The 16,609-nt window shown below is 50.6% G+C and carries 12 protein-coding genes; 4 read left to right on the forward strand and 8 right to left on the reverse strand.

What is annotated here, in order from left to right; genetic code table 11:
• Window position 1: 1 nt before the first annotated feature.
• The 7 genes from JKP77_RS01025 to JKP77_RS01055 all read right to left on the reverse strand — a co-directional run bounded on the left by JKP77_RS01025 (window position 2) and on the right by JKP77_RS01055 (window position 6,311).
• Window positions 2-370, reverse strand: coding sequence for a hypothetical protein (locus JKP77_RS01025; RefSeq protein ID WP_218309338.1), 369 nt, complete (start codon window positions 368-370; stop codon window positions 2-4).
• Entirely contained in the window at window positions 360-1,007 is a 648-nt protein-coding gene (pilO, locus tag JKP77_RS01030) for a type 4a pilus biogenesis protein PilO (RefSeq protein ID WP_218309339.1), read from the reverse strand. The genes JKP77_RS01025 and pilO overlap by 11 nt, the downstream gene beginning before the upstream one ends.
• A complete protein-coding gene (locus JKP77_RS01035) occupies window positions 1,004-1,618 on the reverse strand; it encodes a hypothetical protein (RefSeq protein ID WP_218309340.1) in 615 nt (204 codons plus the stop codon). Before JKP77_RS01035 ends, pilO begins: the two co-directional genes overlap by 4 nt.
• Complete coding sequence (locus JKP77_RS01040; RefSeq protein ID WP_218309341.1) at window positions 1,618-2,574, reverse strand: type IV pilus biogenesis protein PilM; 957 nt, start codon at window positions 2,572-2,574, stop codon at window positions 1,618-1,620. Before JKP77_RS01040 ends, JKP77_RS01035 begins: the two co-directional genes overlap by 1 nt.
• Window positions 2,575-2,907: 333 nt before the next feature.
• Window positions 2,908-3,474 (reverse strand): phosphoglycerate mutase family protein, encoded by a 567-nt coding sequence (locus JKP77_RS01045; protein WP_218309342.1) that lies wholly within the window; start codon window positions 3,472-3,474, stop codon window positions 2,908-2,910.
• 169 nt (window positions 3,475-3,643) lie between these two features.
• Window positions 3,644-5,176: a glycerol-3-phosphate dehydrogenase gene (gene glpD, locus JKP77_RS01050; RefSeq protein ID WP_218309343.1), complete on the reverse strand. Its 1,533-nt coding sequence runs from the start codon at window positions 5,174-5,176 to the stop codon at window positions 3,644-3,646.
• Between the two features lie 376 nt (window positions 5,177-5,552).
• Window positions 5,553-6,311 carry a DeoR/GlpR family transcriptional regulator gene (locus JKP77_RS01055; protein WP_218309344.1) on the reverse strand — a complete coding sequence of 253 codons (759 nt, stop codon included), beginning with the start codon at window positions 6,309-6,311 and terminating at the stop codon, window positions 5,553-5,555.
• A 294-nt stretch (window positions 6,312-6,605) separates the two neighbouring features.
• On the opposite strand from JKP77_RS01055, the gene glpK reads away from it, so the two are divergent.
• The 4 genes from glpK to JKP77_RS01075 all read left to right on the forward strand — a co-directional run bounded on the left by glpK (window position 6,606) and on the right by JKP77_RS01075 (window position 15,093).
• Window positions 6,606-8,090, forward strand: coding sequence for a glycerol kinase GlpK (gene glpK / locus JKP77_RS01060; RefSeq protein WP_218309345.1), 1,485 nt, complete (start codon window positions 6,606-6,608; stop codon window positions 8,088-8,090).
• 291 nt (window positions 8,091-8,381) lie between these two features.
• Complete coding sequence (locus JKP77_RS01065; RefSeq protein ID WP_218309346.1) at window positions 8,382-11,153, forward strand: TonB-dependent receptor; 2,772 nt, start codon at window positions 8,382-8,384, stop codon at window positions 11,151-11,153.
• 224 nt (window positions 11,154-11,377) lie between these two features.
• Entirely contained in the window at window positions 11,378-12,814 is a 1,437-nt protein-coding gene (locus JKP77_RS01070) for an SLC5 family protein (RefSeq protein ID WP_218309347.1), read from the forward strand.
• 149 nt (window positions 12,815-12,963) lie between these two features.
• Window positions 12,964-15,093: an alpha-galactosidase gene (locus JKP77_RS01075; RefSeq protein ID WP_218309348.1), complete on the forward strand. Its 2,130-nt coding sequence runs from the start codon at window positions 12,964-12,966 to the stop codon at window positions 15,091-15,093.
• An 82-nt stretch (window positions 15,094-15,175) separates the two neighbouring features.
• Here the strand turns inward: JKP77_RS01075 and JKP77_RS01080 are convergent, their stop codons facing one another.
• A complete protein-coding gene (locus JKP77_RS01080) occupies window positions 15,176-16,489 on the reverse strand; it encodes an alpha/beta hydrolase family protein (RefSeq protein ID WP_218309349.1) in 1,314 nt (437 codons plus the stop codon).
• Between the last annotated feature and the right edge of the window lie 120 nt (window positions 16,490-16,609).

The raw sequence follows: 16,609 nt of genomic DNA on the forward strand, positions 1-16,609 counted from the left end.
CTTAAAAATCCTCTGAGGCATCGCGTTTCACTGACGCGTGAGGAGCAAGACGCAGAATAGTTTCCCGCGTTTCTCCCTGTTCTTCTATTAGCATTACCACTGAGTCAGGTCCGATTTCAGACACCATGGCATTCGACAGACGGCTACCGACCGTCACCACTTGTTTATTGACTATCGCCTGACTGCGGTCAGATGAGTAAAAAATGGCATTGAGCGTAAACCGGCTGGCAACAGGTGCTGAAACGCCTTCGGATACCGCAGAGCCGGCCAGCTTTCCGGGGCGTGTAGGATCACGCTCCTGCTGCGCTGCAACTCCAGTCACAAACAGCATTGCTGATGTTGCAACCCAAATCATGCCTTTATTCAACACCAATAAACGCCTTTTCTGTGCTTAAGGTATACACTTCAATGGTCACCCGCGCATCCGGGTATTCTTCAACATTGTAAGCCATTGAACGCCAATAAAGTTGTGAGGTCAACTTCTCCAGAGATGCCAGAAAGTCGCGTACATCAAAGTAACGCCCACGGAAAGTCAGAGACAGACCATGCTGATAAACGGCAACACCTTCCATCTCTGGCTTATCGGCAAAAATATTCTTCGGCGTGAGTGAACGCATTTCAATAAGTTCTAATCCGCTGGCACGGGAGAACACACCCTCTATGAGTCCCGGCATCTGTTGAGGCAACACCAACTCCCCAAGCTCAGCAGCAAACGTTTTCTGAAGCTGTTCATACTGACGAGTCAGGTTTTCCAGCTGTCGCTTGAGTTCAAGATCAGGATCTTCATTCAGCGCCTGTGTGAACGCGGCCTGCTGCTGTACCAGCGACTCGTTTCGGTCTTGTTCAATCTGCACCGCCTGCTCGGCACTGGTTATGGCTTTAAGGGCGGGCTCAAGTAAAAAAGTTAGCCCCAGCATGAAAACCACCACCACGCCGGCTGCCAGCACCAGGCTTTTTTCACGAACAGACATTGCCGCAAATTTTTCAGCGGCAGTAGGTTGACTCATGGTCTGCCCCCCTGTGACTGTTCGTCTTCTTCCTGACGTTGCGCTTCAAGGGTAAACAATAACGCGTCTTCTTCTCTCATCACACTGGCAGAATCGAAAGTACGGCCAGAAAAGGACGGAGTTTGCGCCAGTCGTGTCAGCCACTGTGGCATGGCTTCTGGTTGCGATACCTGCCCCTGCAACAACATCATTGATTCAGACACCGCCACTGACTGCAGCCAGATATCAGCACGGCTTTGCGCGGCAAGGTCAGTCATCAGTTGGGCAAAGCCGGTATTTCGTATCACTTCGCGGCTGGCCAGTTCCTCAAGCAGTCTGTCCTGCTTACTCAGGGTATTTTTCAGCGCGTTTACTTTTGCTGTCAGCACCGGATCGGGCTCACGTTCAGCAAGCACTGCCTGCATCGCATTGACGTCATTTTGCAAATGCTGGTTTTCGGCAGTCAGCGCCGCCAGCTCTTCTTCGGTAGAAGATGCAACTGCTGTCATAATCGCCCAGGTAACCAGCATGACTGCCAGCAGGCCACCAATTGCCGCAGCAACGCTGCTCAGTGACAACAAATCCAGTCGCGGTTGAAATGAGGCCTGATAAAGATTAATACGATGCTTCATCAGGCTGCCTGCTCATCCGTTTCAGAAGGGATCTGGGTTTGTCGCACCGGCACCAGCGCCATTCCCAAGGCTGACATATTCAGCCGTGAAACCGCCAGGGGCTCTGTTGCCGTTACCTGCGTATTAATAGCGGCAACATCGGCAGGTACAACCTGATTAATCTGCTGTGCAACAATAGCGGTATGTGTGGTATCCAAACGTAGCCTGACTTTTCGGACCGGAGCCTGACGCAGCTGACTTTCGAAGTAATCCATAGAGCGCTGAATTTGCACACTCAACGAATCAATCAGACCCATCTGCAACTCATCTTCAGAAAAACTGCCCAGATTTTCGAACCCTTTAAGCCGGCGACTTACGTAAAGGTTGCCATCCTTGATGATGTTCACAGACACTTCCTCCCCCGGCTCCTGCACCACCATCATCATTGGCTCATCCGAATAAGGCAGTAATTCACAGGTAGCAAGTTCGGCCACGCTAATTTGTTCTAGCGTAACACCGGCCTCCAGCATATTTCGGCACACAATGCCCACGGCATCATGCGGAATAGCAAACACGTTGACCTTTTTGTTCCCGGCAAGCGGTACTGCCAAATCGGTATAGTCGAATACCAAAGGAGCATCGGTGCCAACCAGTTCTTTGACTGAGTATGAGAGGGCGTTTTGCATTTCGCTGTCTTCAACCGCAGGACGGTCGATTTGGAGAAGGTTGTACCAATCCAGAGAAAATGCCACGTATGCGGGAGTGCCTGACAAGCTATGGCGCTCAACCCAGGTGCTGAAATGCTTGCCCCAGTCTTTGTAAGCGACCGTTTCTTCTGTGGTGACAATAAGTGTGTCCTGCTCTTTTTTCAGAGCGCTGAACGTGACGGTCTCGGTGCCAACAGCAACACCTATCGACAAGTGCGCCGACGCCGATCTCCACTTTTGTTTAAGGTAGGCACGCCAACCAATCCGCATAGTAGGTAATGTTGTCTTTTATTATTTCCACAATTACAACAGAGTTTTATGTAAAGTGCCAGTAGACTAAAGGCAGATGCGAACAAGTCGATTGTCAGTCAGCGAGTCCTGAACTATGCGCTCGCAATATACAGAGCGAAGGGAATGACAATCGTTCCTGCAAGGAAGCCTTACGCCGCAAATGCAAGCTTCAGAACTCGCCCTGCGAGCTTACAGCAAGACACCAGACGGCCTCTATGGCCTTTCGACTTAACCCGCTATGCCTGCTAAAAAAGTTTTGCTTAGTCACCTGCTCTGAAAGTTGAGGCGACTATTGAGTTGTTCGGCTCGGTATTAAGAGGGAGAAGCGACTTGCCGCGTCAGGCGATTGACTCCCCAGTACGCATTGTCTTTCTCGTGCACAAACCAGCCCCGCTGTTCCAGCGCGATACGGATATAGCGATTACTTATACCGTGACCGAATGCAGCAACGCTGTGCTTATTGCTGGCCGTCTTTTCCAGCCAGAGTGCAGCGGCCTTTGCACGTTGTTTCGCGTCCCGAAAACTTTCAAACTTCCCACGACACCCTGCCATCCACAACGCGCGATTGAACACCACCCAATGCCAGGCTTTAAGCTTTCCGCTTAACCGGTAGTAAGGAATGTCCATTTCGTTTAGCAGCGGATTTTGCTCATCAATCCGGGCAACACCATACGCTCTCGCCGACAGTTTTGCCCGCTTCAGACTACTGGTAACCACATAGTGAGAGCTGAGGTCATAGTGTGTTCGTGGACGACTGGCCGGGTCCAGCAGGGAGTGATTGTAACGTTTCACCCAGCGGGCAAAATCCCGCGCCCCCATAATATCATTGGTGGCAGATGCAGGCCTTCCGTGCCTGATAAGTATGATTTCCTGTTCCATTGCTCGTGTGTTCGCCTTCCTGATTGACTCGTGGGGTGTTGTCGCATGACGGTGATTTACTCAGCGGACCGCAAAATATGGGCGCGCACCGCATTCTGCACGTATCAGCGCAATTGAGTAAAGAGGCTTTTCCGCAAATGGTAATAGGTCAGTAACCCGGCGATGATCGCTATCCGGCTTTCGCCTGAGGATAGCTATTATCCTCAGAGCACTTTCCCACCATGTACCCCGCAACTCTTGCAACCTGCGCCTGACTGAGTCTCAGTCCCTGTTTGGTGCGTCGCCACAGAATATCCTCTGCGCTGTGTGCCCATTCACTCTCATACAGGTAATCAATTTCAGCCTGATACAGATTATTCCCAAAGTCGATTCCCATATCCTGAATAGACGTTTTGTCAGAAAGAAAACGTTTACACAGCAAGCCATACTGACGCACATACCGGGCAATCAGAGACTCCGGCAGCCATGGGTATTGATAAGCCAGCTCCGCAGTCAGGGTGTACTGACTGCTAAAGGAGCCGCCGGGTAACGGCACGGTTTTCGTCCAGGCTTTACCCGCTTTAGGAAAATGCGTTGCCAGCGTATTCACCGCCTGCTCAGCCAGTTTCCTGTAAGTAGTAATCTTGCCACCAAATATGTTCACCAGTACCGGAGACTGACTATCGCCAGTCATTGCAACTTTGTAATCCCGGGTAAGCTCCTGTGCCGACGCATTCGCCTCTTCCAGCAAAGGTCTGACTCCGCTGTACGTGTGCACGATATCCTGTTGAGTAATGGTTTTAGTAAAGTACGTATTAATGATGTTTACTAAGTACGCTTTTTCGTCGTCCGATATGGTCACTGACCCCGGATCGCCCTGATAATCTTCATCGGTTGTGCCGATAAGCGTAAAGTCATTTTCATAGGGGATAGCAAACACAATCCGCTTGTCTTCGTTTTGCAGAATATACGCTTCCTGTGTGTCATATAACCTGGGCACAATAATGTGGCTGCCTTTTACCAGCCGCATTGCGCCTGGATTCGGCGTTTCAGCCATACGTTCTATAAGCGATACCGCCCAGGGGCCTGCAGCATTTACAATACTGCGCGTCCTGATGTGTGAAACCGTGCCGTCTGCATTACGCAGTGTTGCCAGCCAGTATGCGCCCTGCTTCTCGGCTTTGACGCACTCTGTTCTGGGTAAAATTGTCGCGCCCTGATCCCGCGCCGCCATCGCGTTGAGAATGACCAGCCGTGCATCGTCTACCCAGCCGTCGGAATATTCAAAACACGTGGTAATGTCTTTTTTCAACGGGGCGCCGGGCTCTGGTTTCACTTTTCGCGAGCGTGGCAGTACCTGCCGTTTCGCCAGTGAATCATACAGGAACAGCCCGGCCCGAATCATCCACGCTGGCCGCAGATGAGACTGGTGCGGCAGCCTGAACCGCAGCGGCCACATAATATGCGGTGCTTTTGCCAGCAGAACTTCGCGCTCAGCCAGCGCCTCTTTTACTAAACGAAACTCGTAATGTTCCAGATAACGAAGACCGCCGTGGATTAATTTGCTGGAGGCAGACGACGTTGCGCCGCCTAAATCGCCCTTTTCACACAAGGTGACATTCAGTCCGCGTCCGGCGGCGTCCGCCGCGATACCTACGCCATTGATGCCCCCACCAATAACCAGAACATCAATTTGTGTTGTTTGCGTCGATACTGAACTCATAGACTCGGCTCCACCCGTGGATATTGCTGACTAGTTATACGCCAATATGAAAACATGTCAACAAAAACGAAAATAAACGAACATTTATGATCATACGCCGTCTCCATGTTTTGTAGCAAGTCATCATGGCAGAAAAATGACAACATCCCGGGCTTTAGCCGGTGTTCTGCAATGCAAAGCGTATTCATTACTCGCGCTACTGTATTTTGAAGCAATTGAGCCTGTATATTTTTGTTCAGTGCTTATGCCGTGAACAAGGATATACAGGCTCCAGAAAGGTGCGAAGTCGTCTGTAGTCGTCAGGATTTATACATTACCGAAAGGGAAAGGACGCGAAATATAACACCAGCTGCTTTTCAAAAAACGGCTAACGATATCAGGCTTTAACGAAGGTAATGTTGTTATCGTCGATGATTTTCCTGATGGCCGGCGGCGGCGTTTTATCACAGACCATGCAGTCAACCTGAGAGAGGTGTCCCTGTTCAACCATCGCGTGGCGTTCGAATTTACTGTAGTCGGCGGCCAGTATCGCTTTGCGGGTATGCTTTAAAATAGCCTGAGACACTTTGACTTCACGGAAATCAAAGTCAAGTAGCGCACCATCTGCGCTAATACCACTTATCCCTATAATGCCGTAGTCCATGCGAAACTGACTGATAAAATCGCAGGTTGCCTCACCAATAATGCCGCCATCCCGGTAGCGCACTTCTCCTGCTGCGATGATGACGGTGAAATCTTCTTTTGCGGACAGGATCGTGGCCACATGAATGTTGTTAGTCACAACATGAAGGTTCTTATGATTCAGCAATTTGGTCGCTATCATTTCGGTAGTGGTACCGATATTTATAAACAATGACGCGCCGTCAGGGATCATAGCGGCCACCGCATCAGCGATTTTTTCCTTGATATGCCGGTTATGATTTTTACGTTCCTGGTAGGGGGTATTTTCCCAGCTCTTATTGATGCCAGCGCCGCCGTGATAGCGGCTCAGCACGCCAGATTCCGCCAGCTGATTCAAGTCCCGGCGGATAGTTTGCGGGGTCACCGCACACTGCTCGACCAACTCATCTATAGACATAAATCCGCGTTGCGTGATCAGAGTCACTATTTTGTCGTGTCTTTGTGTCTGGTTCATGATTCCGCCGGTGCTTCTTCTCAAATTCGTTACTATTACTCTCTTCTGGCGCAGTGAAGACAAGTCGTCGTGTCGGGCTGAATACCGCACCACACTTCTGCCCCCCTTGTGCAAATGGCATCTATAAGAGGTGAATGTTTTACTGCACTGCGGCAGACGTCACGGCAGTATACGACATAATATGAACAATATCAGTCATAAAACGAACCTGAAATTTTCGTTTTCGAAAACCGAATATTGTTAATCGGCTGTAAATCGGGCACACTGCTGAAAAATCGATTTTGGAGCCCAGTTGTGAGTCAGCACATTCTCGCTATTGATCAGGGAACCACCAGTTCCCGCGCTATTATCTTCTCTGCCGCTGGCGACATTGTCGCTATTGCACAAAAAGAATTTCCCCAATCCTATCCCCACGATGGCTGGGTTGAGCATGATCCCGACGCTATCTGGGAAAGCGTCACCGACAGCCTTACCAAGGTTTTTGATAAGTGCCCGCTTACAGTCAATGATATCGCCTCGGTAGGCATCACCAATCAGCGCGAAACGACGCTGGTATGGGATAAGAACACCGGTGAACATATATACCCGGCCATCGTCTGGCAGGACAGGCGTACCGCGCCACTTTGCCGCGAATTATCTGAAGATGAAGCCCTGCTTAACTACATTACGCACACGACCGGCCTCTTGCTGGACCCGTATTTTTCTGCCACAAAAATCAACTGGATCCTCGACAATGTTGAAGGGGCACGTGACAAAGCCGAGGCCGGCGAGCTGCTTTTCGGTACCGTCGACACCTATCTGATTTGGCGGTTAAATGGCGGCAAGTCTCATGTCACCGACGCCACGAATGCTTCACGCACGATGCTGTTCGATATCCACCAGCAGCAGTGGGATAACAAGCTTCTGGAAACGTTTAACATTCCTCAGTCTATGCTGCCGGAGGTATTGGACTGTGCCGCTGAATTTGGCGTAATTGACGAATCCATCCTGGGCCGGTCGCTGCCAATACAGGGCGTCGCTGGCGATCAACAGGCCGCATTAATAGGGCAAGCGTGTTTTGAGAAAGGCATGGCGAAAAGCACCTATGGAACGGGTTGCTTTATGATTCTAAACACCGGTGATGAGCCGCTAATGTCAGAAAACCGGTTATTAACTACCGTTGGTTACCGCCTTGACGGTAAAACGACGTACGCGCTGGAAGGCAGTATCTTTATGGCGGGGGCGACTATTCAGTGGCTACGCGACGGTCTGAAGCTCATTGATAACGCTGCAGAGTCGGAAGCACTTGCACAGCGTGCAAGGCGCGATAACGGTGTCTTTCTGGTCCCGGCCTTTACTGGTCTGGGTGCCCCGTACTGGGATCCCGACGCCCGTGGTGCGATCCTAGGACTGACTCGTGACACCGGGATCAGCGAAATTGTGGCTGCCGGTCTGCAGTCCGTATGCTATCAGACCAAAGATCTTCAAAAAGCAATGGAAAGTGATGGTGCCCGACCCATGACCCTGAGAGTGGACGGCGGCATGGCGAAGAATGACTGGGTGATGGGATTTCTCTCCGATATTCTTGGCGCGGAAGTAGAACGGCCCGTGGTAACCGAAACCACAGCACTCGGAGCCGCTTATCTGGCGGGCCTGCAAGCCGGTATTTATGACTCTGTGAATACGCTTTCCCAGAAGTGGCAGTGCGAAACCACCTTTACTCCCCGACTCACTAAAGCAGAGCGTGATAGCGCTTACGACGGCTGGAAATCTGCTGTAGCCCGCATTCGCTGTAGCTAGCGGCAAATCAGGCGCGAGCTCTTTTCGCGCCTTTTTCATACAAAAAAATTTTATTATAACATTGTAATTACATTCAATTTATGTGTTAATACGGCTCAACAAGGTAAACGTTTCACCTTTTACCTTGTAAGGGTTTTTCCAGAATAATCAGAAAGTTAGAATAATAAAAAATGTAATTTCTGGGCAAAACGGTGTGAAATTTTTGTTAAATAGCTCGATTGGCAGCTCCCAATAACACTGATTCTTTTTGTCAATCAGAACACAGTTGCCTAAACACACGGAGAAAACACAGTGACACATAAAACCACTAAAGCTCTTGCTATTCCGTTCGCAAAACGTTCTCTATTAGGTGTTGCAATCGCCTCTGCCCTACACGCACCGGCGGTATTCGCACAACAGCCAGCGGACTCCGCCAACGACAATGTTGAAGTGATTGAAGTTCGTGGCTTTACCAGCTCATTAAAAGCTTCCATGCTGGACAAGAAAGCAGCCAGCGTTGTTTCCGATGGCATTACTGCAGAGGATTTAGGTAAATTTCCAGACCAGAACGTTGCAGAATCGCTTCAGCGTATTACCGGTGTAGCCATCGATCGTAGCGGTGGTGAAGGCCAGTTCATTACTGTCCGTGGTTTTGGTCCACAGTTTAATACGGTTTTGGTTAATGGACGTCAAATTGCGACTGAGAACCAGGGTCGTGAATTTTCATTCGATACCCTGCCAGCTGAATTAATCAGCGGTGCAACAGTATATAAAAGCCCTATGGCATCCATGCAGGAAGGCGGCATTGGCGCCACCGTAGAAGTGACGACTGCTCGTCCTCTGGACTTTGACGGCTTTAAAGCCGCTGCCAGCGTAAAAGGGATGTACGAAGAGATTTCAGAGGAAACCACACCTCAGGTTTCCGGTTTAGTTTCAAATACGTTTGCCGATGGCACCGTCGGTGTACTGGCAGCCGCTTCATTCCAGCAACGTAAAGCACAAACAAATATGCTGGAAACCCGCTACTGGCGTCCGGGTGTAAGCATCACAAACCGCTCAGAGCTGGATAACCCTGCCTATGCGGAAAACGCGCAATTTAATAACGTATTTATTCCGCAAAACTTCGACCAAATCGTAGATCTGGTTGACCGTGAACGTACCAGCGCCAACCTGGTATTTCAGTACGCCCCAAGCGATAAGATGAAACTGACGCTGGATGGCCTTTACTCACAGTTTGAAGTGGATTCTGACGCCCACAGCGTAGGGCACTGGTTCTCAGACAGTAACCTGGACAACCTGCAGTTTACTGACCTTGGCAGTGTGCAAAGTCTCGACAGTACACTGGTTGAAGGTGTCGGTGGCGCAACGGATTTCATTCGCCGCCGATTTGGCCGTGACGTAGAGATCCAGGCCTTCGGTGCGAACTTTGAATGGCTGGTTAATGATTCACTGACTGCCGTATTCGATGTTTCAACATCTACAGCAGAAGACAGCTCAGGCGGCAATAACTTCTTTACCGTAGTGGGCTATAACAACGCGTACAGCGTTGATTATTCGGGTAATACCCCAACCCTGCAGGTAAACGGCGGCAATGAAGCCCTGCTGGATCCTTCTCTGGGTCGTCTGCACTATAACGAACGTAACGGCTTCGACACGGAAGATACTATCAGCGAATACCGCGCAGACTTCGAGTGGGTGCCAGAGTCAATGACAGCATTTACCCGCATGGAGTTTGGTGTCTACTTCCAGGATCGTGAGAAGGAAAATAACCGTCGCTCATCAGACTCCTGTAGCGTGTATTGTGGCTATCAGTTTGATCTTCCGGATGAGCTGCTAAGTGTATTCACTGCTGAAAACTATTTCGGTGGCGTTCCAAACCAGTGGCTGACTTACGATCCGGAAGCCTATTTTGACTATGCAATGTCGGATGAAGCCGCGCAGCAAATTGCGGATGCTACCGGTGCATCTTTTGATGATGTGCGTGCCGCACTGGATGCCACCAGCCTTAACAACCCTTCCATCGCCAGCGATTCTTTTGCGGTACAGGAAGAAGTGTTAAGCGCGTATATGCAGTTCTTCTTCCAGACGGAAGTCTCTGATATGCCGCTGGATTTCAACTTCGGCATTCGCTACAGCGAAACGTATACCCAGGTTGATGGCATTGGCCGCGTGTTACAGGATATCCAGCCAGTACCGAATGACCCGTCAGATCTCGACACGATTTATGCCACAGATACAGGGACACCAGTAAGTGAATCTAACAGTTACTCTAACCTGCTGCCTGACCTGAACATTAAGCTGTCGCTGACAGACGACTTGATGCTGCGCTATGCGTATTCACAGACACTGACTCGTCCAACCATGGGTGATCTGGTGCCGGTGTTTAACGTGACGACGGCGCGCCCAGGTAACCTGCAGGCACAGGCCGGTAATACCGAACTCAAGCCATTTTTGTCAACCAACTGGGATATCTCACTGGAATACTATTACGCAGACACCAGCTACCTGGCTGCTGCCGTGTTCCAGAAAGAAGTTGAGGATTTCATCGTCGCGACAGTGCAACCCGAAACGCAAAACCTGGATTCAGGCGCTTATGAATTCAATGTGCGTCGTCCGCGAAACGGCGAAACGGCGAACGTTGACGGTATCGAACTTGCCTGGCTGCATACGTTTGAAAACGGCTTTGGTATTCAGGCTAACGCGACTATCGTGAACAGCGATGCAGAGCTTGACCGTGACGATACCTCTCAGGTATTTGCGCTTGAAGGTCTGGGTGATTCACAAAACCTGACGGTGTTCTATGAAATGGACGGCTTCCAGGCACGTGTGGCTTACAATAACCGTGAAGGCTTTATGCAGGACGTAGTCAGCCCGTTGGGTGGCGTAGAGCCGCGCTACACAGAAACCTATGGCCAGGTTGACGTAAGTGCAAGCTACGATATCGACGAGACCTTCACTGTATTCTTTGAAGGCATCAACGTAACTGGCGAAGAATTTCGTCGCCACGGTCGTTACGAAGAGCAGTTCGTACAGCTGGTTGATGATGGTGCCAGATACGCTGTCGGCGTACGTGCTACCTTCTAAGCCAACGCAAATTAAGGGAGCGCCATGCTCCCTTTTTCTGTAAGTTACCCTTAGCCAGCGTCGTGGCTTTTCGGCTTTATTAGTAGGTACAGTCAGCTTGTTGCGCAATATAAGCGTGCTACTGAATCACACCGGATATCCGGATACTGAAAAACCGTTACGCACTGCACGTTGGCAGACAGGAGGCAGAGGCCTCCTTTCGTGTTGTTATTCAGGAGTACTCTGTGTCAGGTAGTTATATTCAGATCCTCGTTTTCGTCATCATTACTGCATTCATCGGCCTGCTGACCTATCTGAAATGTCGCGGACACGGCCACAGCAAAGCCAGTGAAAATAAAGAGTATTTTCTTGCCGGTGGCGGCCTTACTTGGATCTTCGTTGCCGGCTCGATCACGCTGACTAACCTCAGCACCGACCAGCTGGTAGGCATGAATGGCAATCAAATGGCATTGCTGGCGTGGTGGGAATTCGCCGCAGTAGCAGGACTCATCATTCTGGCGAAAGTCTTCCTGCCGGTTTATTACCACTATGGCTGTACTACCACAACGGAGTTGCTGGAAAAACGCTACAACAATAAGCACATCCGCGCGCTTATAGGTCTGCTCTTTTTCCTTGGCAGCAGCCTGATATTTATGCCCGCGGTTATTTACTCCGGCTCGCTGTTTATGATCAACATGTTTGGTCTTGATGTTCCGCTAATGGCTGTTGCCACTACCTTTGCACTAATTGGTGCTCTGTATGCCATTTTCGGTGGCTTACGTGCCGTTGCGGTCTCTGATACGTATTCCGGTGTGCTGCTACTGGTAATGGCAATTGTGGTTGTGATTCTGGCACTGTTTGCCATCGACTTTGACTTTTCGGGTATTCCGGCCGAACGACTTACACTGATTGGCGATAATGACTCTCCGCTGCCATGGCCTACATTGCTTACCGGCATGATTTTCATCCAGACATTCTACTGGAGTACCAACCAGACTATCACCCAGCGTGCGATGGCAGCGCCAAACGTGAAAGAGGCGCAAAAAGGCGTATACGCTGCTGCCGTCATCCGCTTTATCATCGTACCGTCAATTATCGTAGTGCCGGGTATTATCTCTTTCAAACTGTACGGCGATATTAACGATGCCGCTTACGGTACCCTGGTAGGTGACGTACTGCCTGACTGGTTATCCGGCGTCTTTGCCGCCGCGCTCGCTGCCGCGGTACTGACTACCTATAACAGTAACCTGAACTCGGCGACGGCACTGTACGTGTGTGATATCCACGAAGCGTATATTGATAAATCGCCTAAGGTAGCGCGTTTAGGTGGCATCGTTACCGCCATTCTGACGGTAATTTCATTGCTGATGGTGCCGGTCTACGCACAGGCAGAAAGCATCATAAACCTGCTGCAACAGCTCTACGGGCTGTTAAGTATGCCCATTCTGTCTATCTTCATCGTGGGTCTGCTGTTTAACAACGTGAATCCGTATGCTGGTATCACCGCGGTAATTTTCGGAGTGATCCTGTATGCCGTCTTCAGCTTCGTGCACGCCCCCTTCGGGCTGCACTATATTCACCTGATGCTGGTTACGCTTATCGCCTGTATCGCTGTAGCACTGAGCACGAATCGCCTGGTCTTCCGGCAACGTGCGCAGTGGCGGGGTCGACTGGTCGACTAGGCAATCACCAGAGAACTGCGTATTCATTATTATTTCGCAGGGCGTGTTGGATAACATGCGCCCTGCTATCACAAGTAAACTTTTTACCTCCGCGCTGCCGATAACAGCCTTCAGAGTATTTCGACGGCGCGGAAAAAGTGAGGTCTTTCATGTCCACAGTGCCTGAATTTGTCAGCTTACATAACCGCGCGACCAGCCTGATCATTGATTGCCGGGGCCAGTCTCCGGCATTGCTTTATTACGGAAGCAAACTGCACGACGATGACAGCGCCGCAATGATTGCGCTGTTATCTACCCGTCAGGAAGCAAAATGCTCACCCGCAGCAGAACCACCTTTGTCACTCACGCCGACTTACGGTGAAGGCTTTACCGGAGCGCCGGGTATAGAACTAAATGGCAACAGCGATCAGTGGGCGGCGGGGTTCACCCTGACAGCTATCGATCGCAGTGCGGATAAGCTGGTATTACATTGTGAAGATGCCACGCGCTCGCTGGAACTCACTCATACTATTACGCTTGATGAATATGCTCAGCTTGCCACTTTTGCTACGCGTGTTGTCAACAAACACGATGTGGCTGTTCAGCTAAACTGGCTGGCCTCCGCCACGCTGCCACTGCCTGATGAGATGACTAAACTCAGGGCGTTTGAGGGGCGCTGGTCAAGTGAGTTTCAGACCCAGGACCATGATATTTTTATGGGCAGCTATGTGCGCGAAAATCGTCGCGGCAAAACCTCACATGATACGTTTCCAGGGTTTATTACCTACGCGGCGCACACCGCTGAGCAGCAAGGCAGCTGTTACGGCTTTCATCTTGGCAGCAGCGCCAATCACCGTACCCGGGTCGAACTGATGGCAGACGGCCGCGCTTATGCGCAGGCGGGTGAGCTGTTGCTACCTGGCGAAGTGATTCTCGGCAAAAACCAGTCCTATACATCACCTACCCTGTATGTTGGCTTCAGTGAAGACGGGTTCAGTCACCTTTCCCGTCAGTTTCATCATTATGTGCGAGCTAATGTTCTCAAACATACGCCAGACAGCAAACCCAGACCGATTCATTACAACACCTGGGAAGGGATTTACTTTGATCACGATCCTGACACGCTGATGTCGCTGGCAAGTAATGTGGCACCTTTAGGCGTCGAGCGGTTTGTCCTTGATGATGGTTGGTTTAAAGGCCGCCGCTCTGATAAAGCTGGTCTGGGAGACTGGCAGGTCGACGAGAAAGTCTACCCGGATGGGCTACAACCGCTAATTGACCATGTACTGTCGCTGGGAATGGAGTTCGGGATCTGGTTTGAACCGGAAATGGTGAACCCGGACAGCGATCTGTATCGGGCGCATCCCGAATGGGCACTGGCAATAGATTCGCAGCCACAGGTTCCCTTCAGAAATCAGTATGTACTTGATTTAACGAACCCTGAGGTTGTGGAATACCTGTTCTCGCAAATTGATGACGTGATGAATGCGTATCCGGATATCACTTATATTAAGTGGGATATGAACCGGGATGTGAATCACCCGGGTAACCTGGCAGGACGCCCTGCTATGCATCAGCAAACCCAGGCGCTTTACACCCTTATTGACCGGGTTAAACAGGCGCACCCGCAACTGGAGATAGAAAGCTGCTGTTCTGGCGGCGGACGTATCGACCTAGGGATCCTGCAACACACGGATCGTTTCTGGACGTCTGATTCCAACGATGCACTCGATAGGCTAAGCATTCAGCGCGGCTTTAGTTTTTTCTTTCCACCGGAAGTGATGGGGGCGCATGTCGGTCCCCGCGACTGCCACATTACAGGCCGCCACATTCCTATAGAGATGCGTGCTGCTGTGGCGATGTTCGGTCATATGGGCATGGAAATGGACCCTCGTGAACTGACCCTGCATGAACGACAGGTACTTAGCGATGCGTTTGCCATCTATAAACAGCATCGTACGCTGATCCACAGCGGCGATCTCTTTCGCTTTGATGACGATGGGCTGAATATCAATTTTGGCGTGGTTGCACAGAATAAATCGCAGGCGTTGTTCGCTTATAACAGTGTGAAGGAGACCGTCAGAACGACACCGGGTAAGTATCGTTTCACCGGACTGGCGAAGGAAAAAAGCTACCGGCTGACACGTATCTGGCCTACCGAAATCAAAGAGTATTCACCCTCTGTACTCAGTAAGATAGAAGGTGAGGTATTCACAGGGGAAGTTCTGACAAAAATCGGTGTGCAACTACCGGTGCTGTTCCCGCAAACATCACTGGTCTTCAAACTCGAAGAAGCCTGATTGATGCTGGCCTGACACTAACGCTCAGACAGATGCTAACGGCCGGGACTGACCGACCGTTAGCAACATCAGGCGTCCCGCATTATTTTTCAATCTGCGCGTTTGCTTCCATTGTCAAACCCAGTGCGTAGCGGTTATCAAAGCCTTTCCAAGGCGCCGGAACTTCACCGTCTACAGGCGATTGCGCACTGTCGCCACGAACGCTCAGATACTCACAGTCATCGCGACGCGCTTTCACGTAGCAATTCATCATCGCCAGCGCAAAGTGCTTATTGATTTCATTCAACGACTGCGACCGCCAGGCGGGCTCAAAGTAGTGGCCCAAATCCAGCTCTGACCCCATCGCTTCCATCGGTGCAGGGTGAGGCGCGATGTTATGTCTGGCGTTATTGATGGTAAGTAAATACGCCGGTGTGCCGGTCGTGTTTTCATACAACCACCGGATCCCCTGATAGCCTGAAATGTCATCATATTCTCCGCCAATATAGAGGGTCGGAACCTGAATACTGTTAATAGCCGCTTTGTCAAAAACCGGCAACTGGCCGCCCCAGGGCGCCATCGCTATCATCGCTTTCCAGCGCGGGTCGGTATCATCAGAAGCCTGCATCCCCGCTGCACAGGTATTAAGTTGTGCGCGAATTGCCTCAACAGCTTCTGGCGAATCCATCCCGGTAAGCTGTTTTACGGCGGCTTCGTTGAAGTCGAAACACCCCCCCACCGTATTGACTGCACCGAAGCCGCCCATGGAGTAACCGATTAACCCTGCGGCGTCTTTAGTGACAACATCACGAAAATCCGGATGATTTTGCACGGCACTCAGGGCATGTTGTTGATCCCGCGAGCGGTTAAGTAAGGTGCCTGGGAATCCGGCATAAGGTGCATTTTTCATATCAATATCGGCGTTGGTAGAGCCGGTATGATCAATACCAGCCACAATATAACCGTGTGATGCCAGATGCTCCCCCAGGTAATACATGATTGTGCGGTAGCCGGTGTAACCGTGGGACAGGATCACGACAGGATAGGGAGTGTCTGACGACGCGATATCCGCATTCCGGTAGGCATCACCCTGTATTGCGAAGGGTTTTCCCGAGCGTGTCTGGTTTTCGTAAACAGCGTGTTTTTTGGTTGCTACCGCCGGGTACCAAACTTCAAGCGTAAGTTGTCGCTGTGCGCTATTTCCTGCCAAATCCAGCGGTTGTTTACCGATATTAACATCAATGGTTTTCACACCTGCGGAAAAGCTGCCAGCTGCACTCAGCTCCGGCAATACCTCATGACTTAACGGTAAGTACAGCGTTTGTGGCGAAACTTCTTCCGCTTTCGTTGTACTGCTTAAAGCAACGCACAGCGTTAACAGGAATGAAGACGCTGACAGACACTTTCTCGTTTTCATAATTCAAATTCCTTAAAATATGCCACCAAGGTTAAACGATTAACCTTCATCCTGAGTTAGCCATCTGGCATTTCTGCTTAAAAATTAACACTTCCCGGTCATTTTAAAGCAGCGCTCACC

This window comes from Alteromonas antoniana (assembly GCF_019249295.1).
GTDB lineage: Bacteria > Pseudomonadota > Gammaproteobacteria > Enterobacterales > Alteromonadaceae > Alteromonas > Alteromonas antoniana.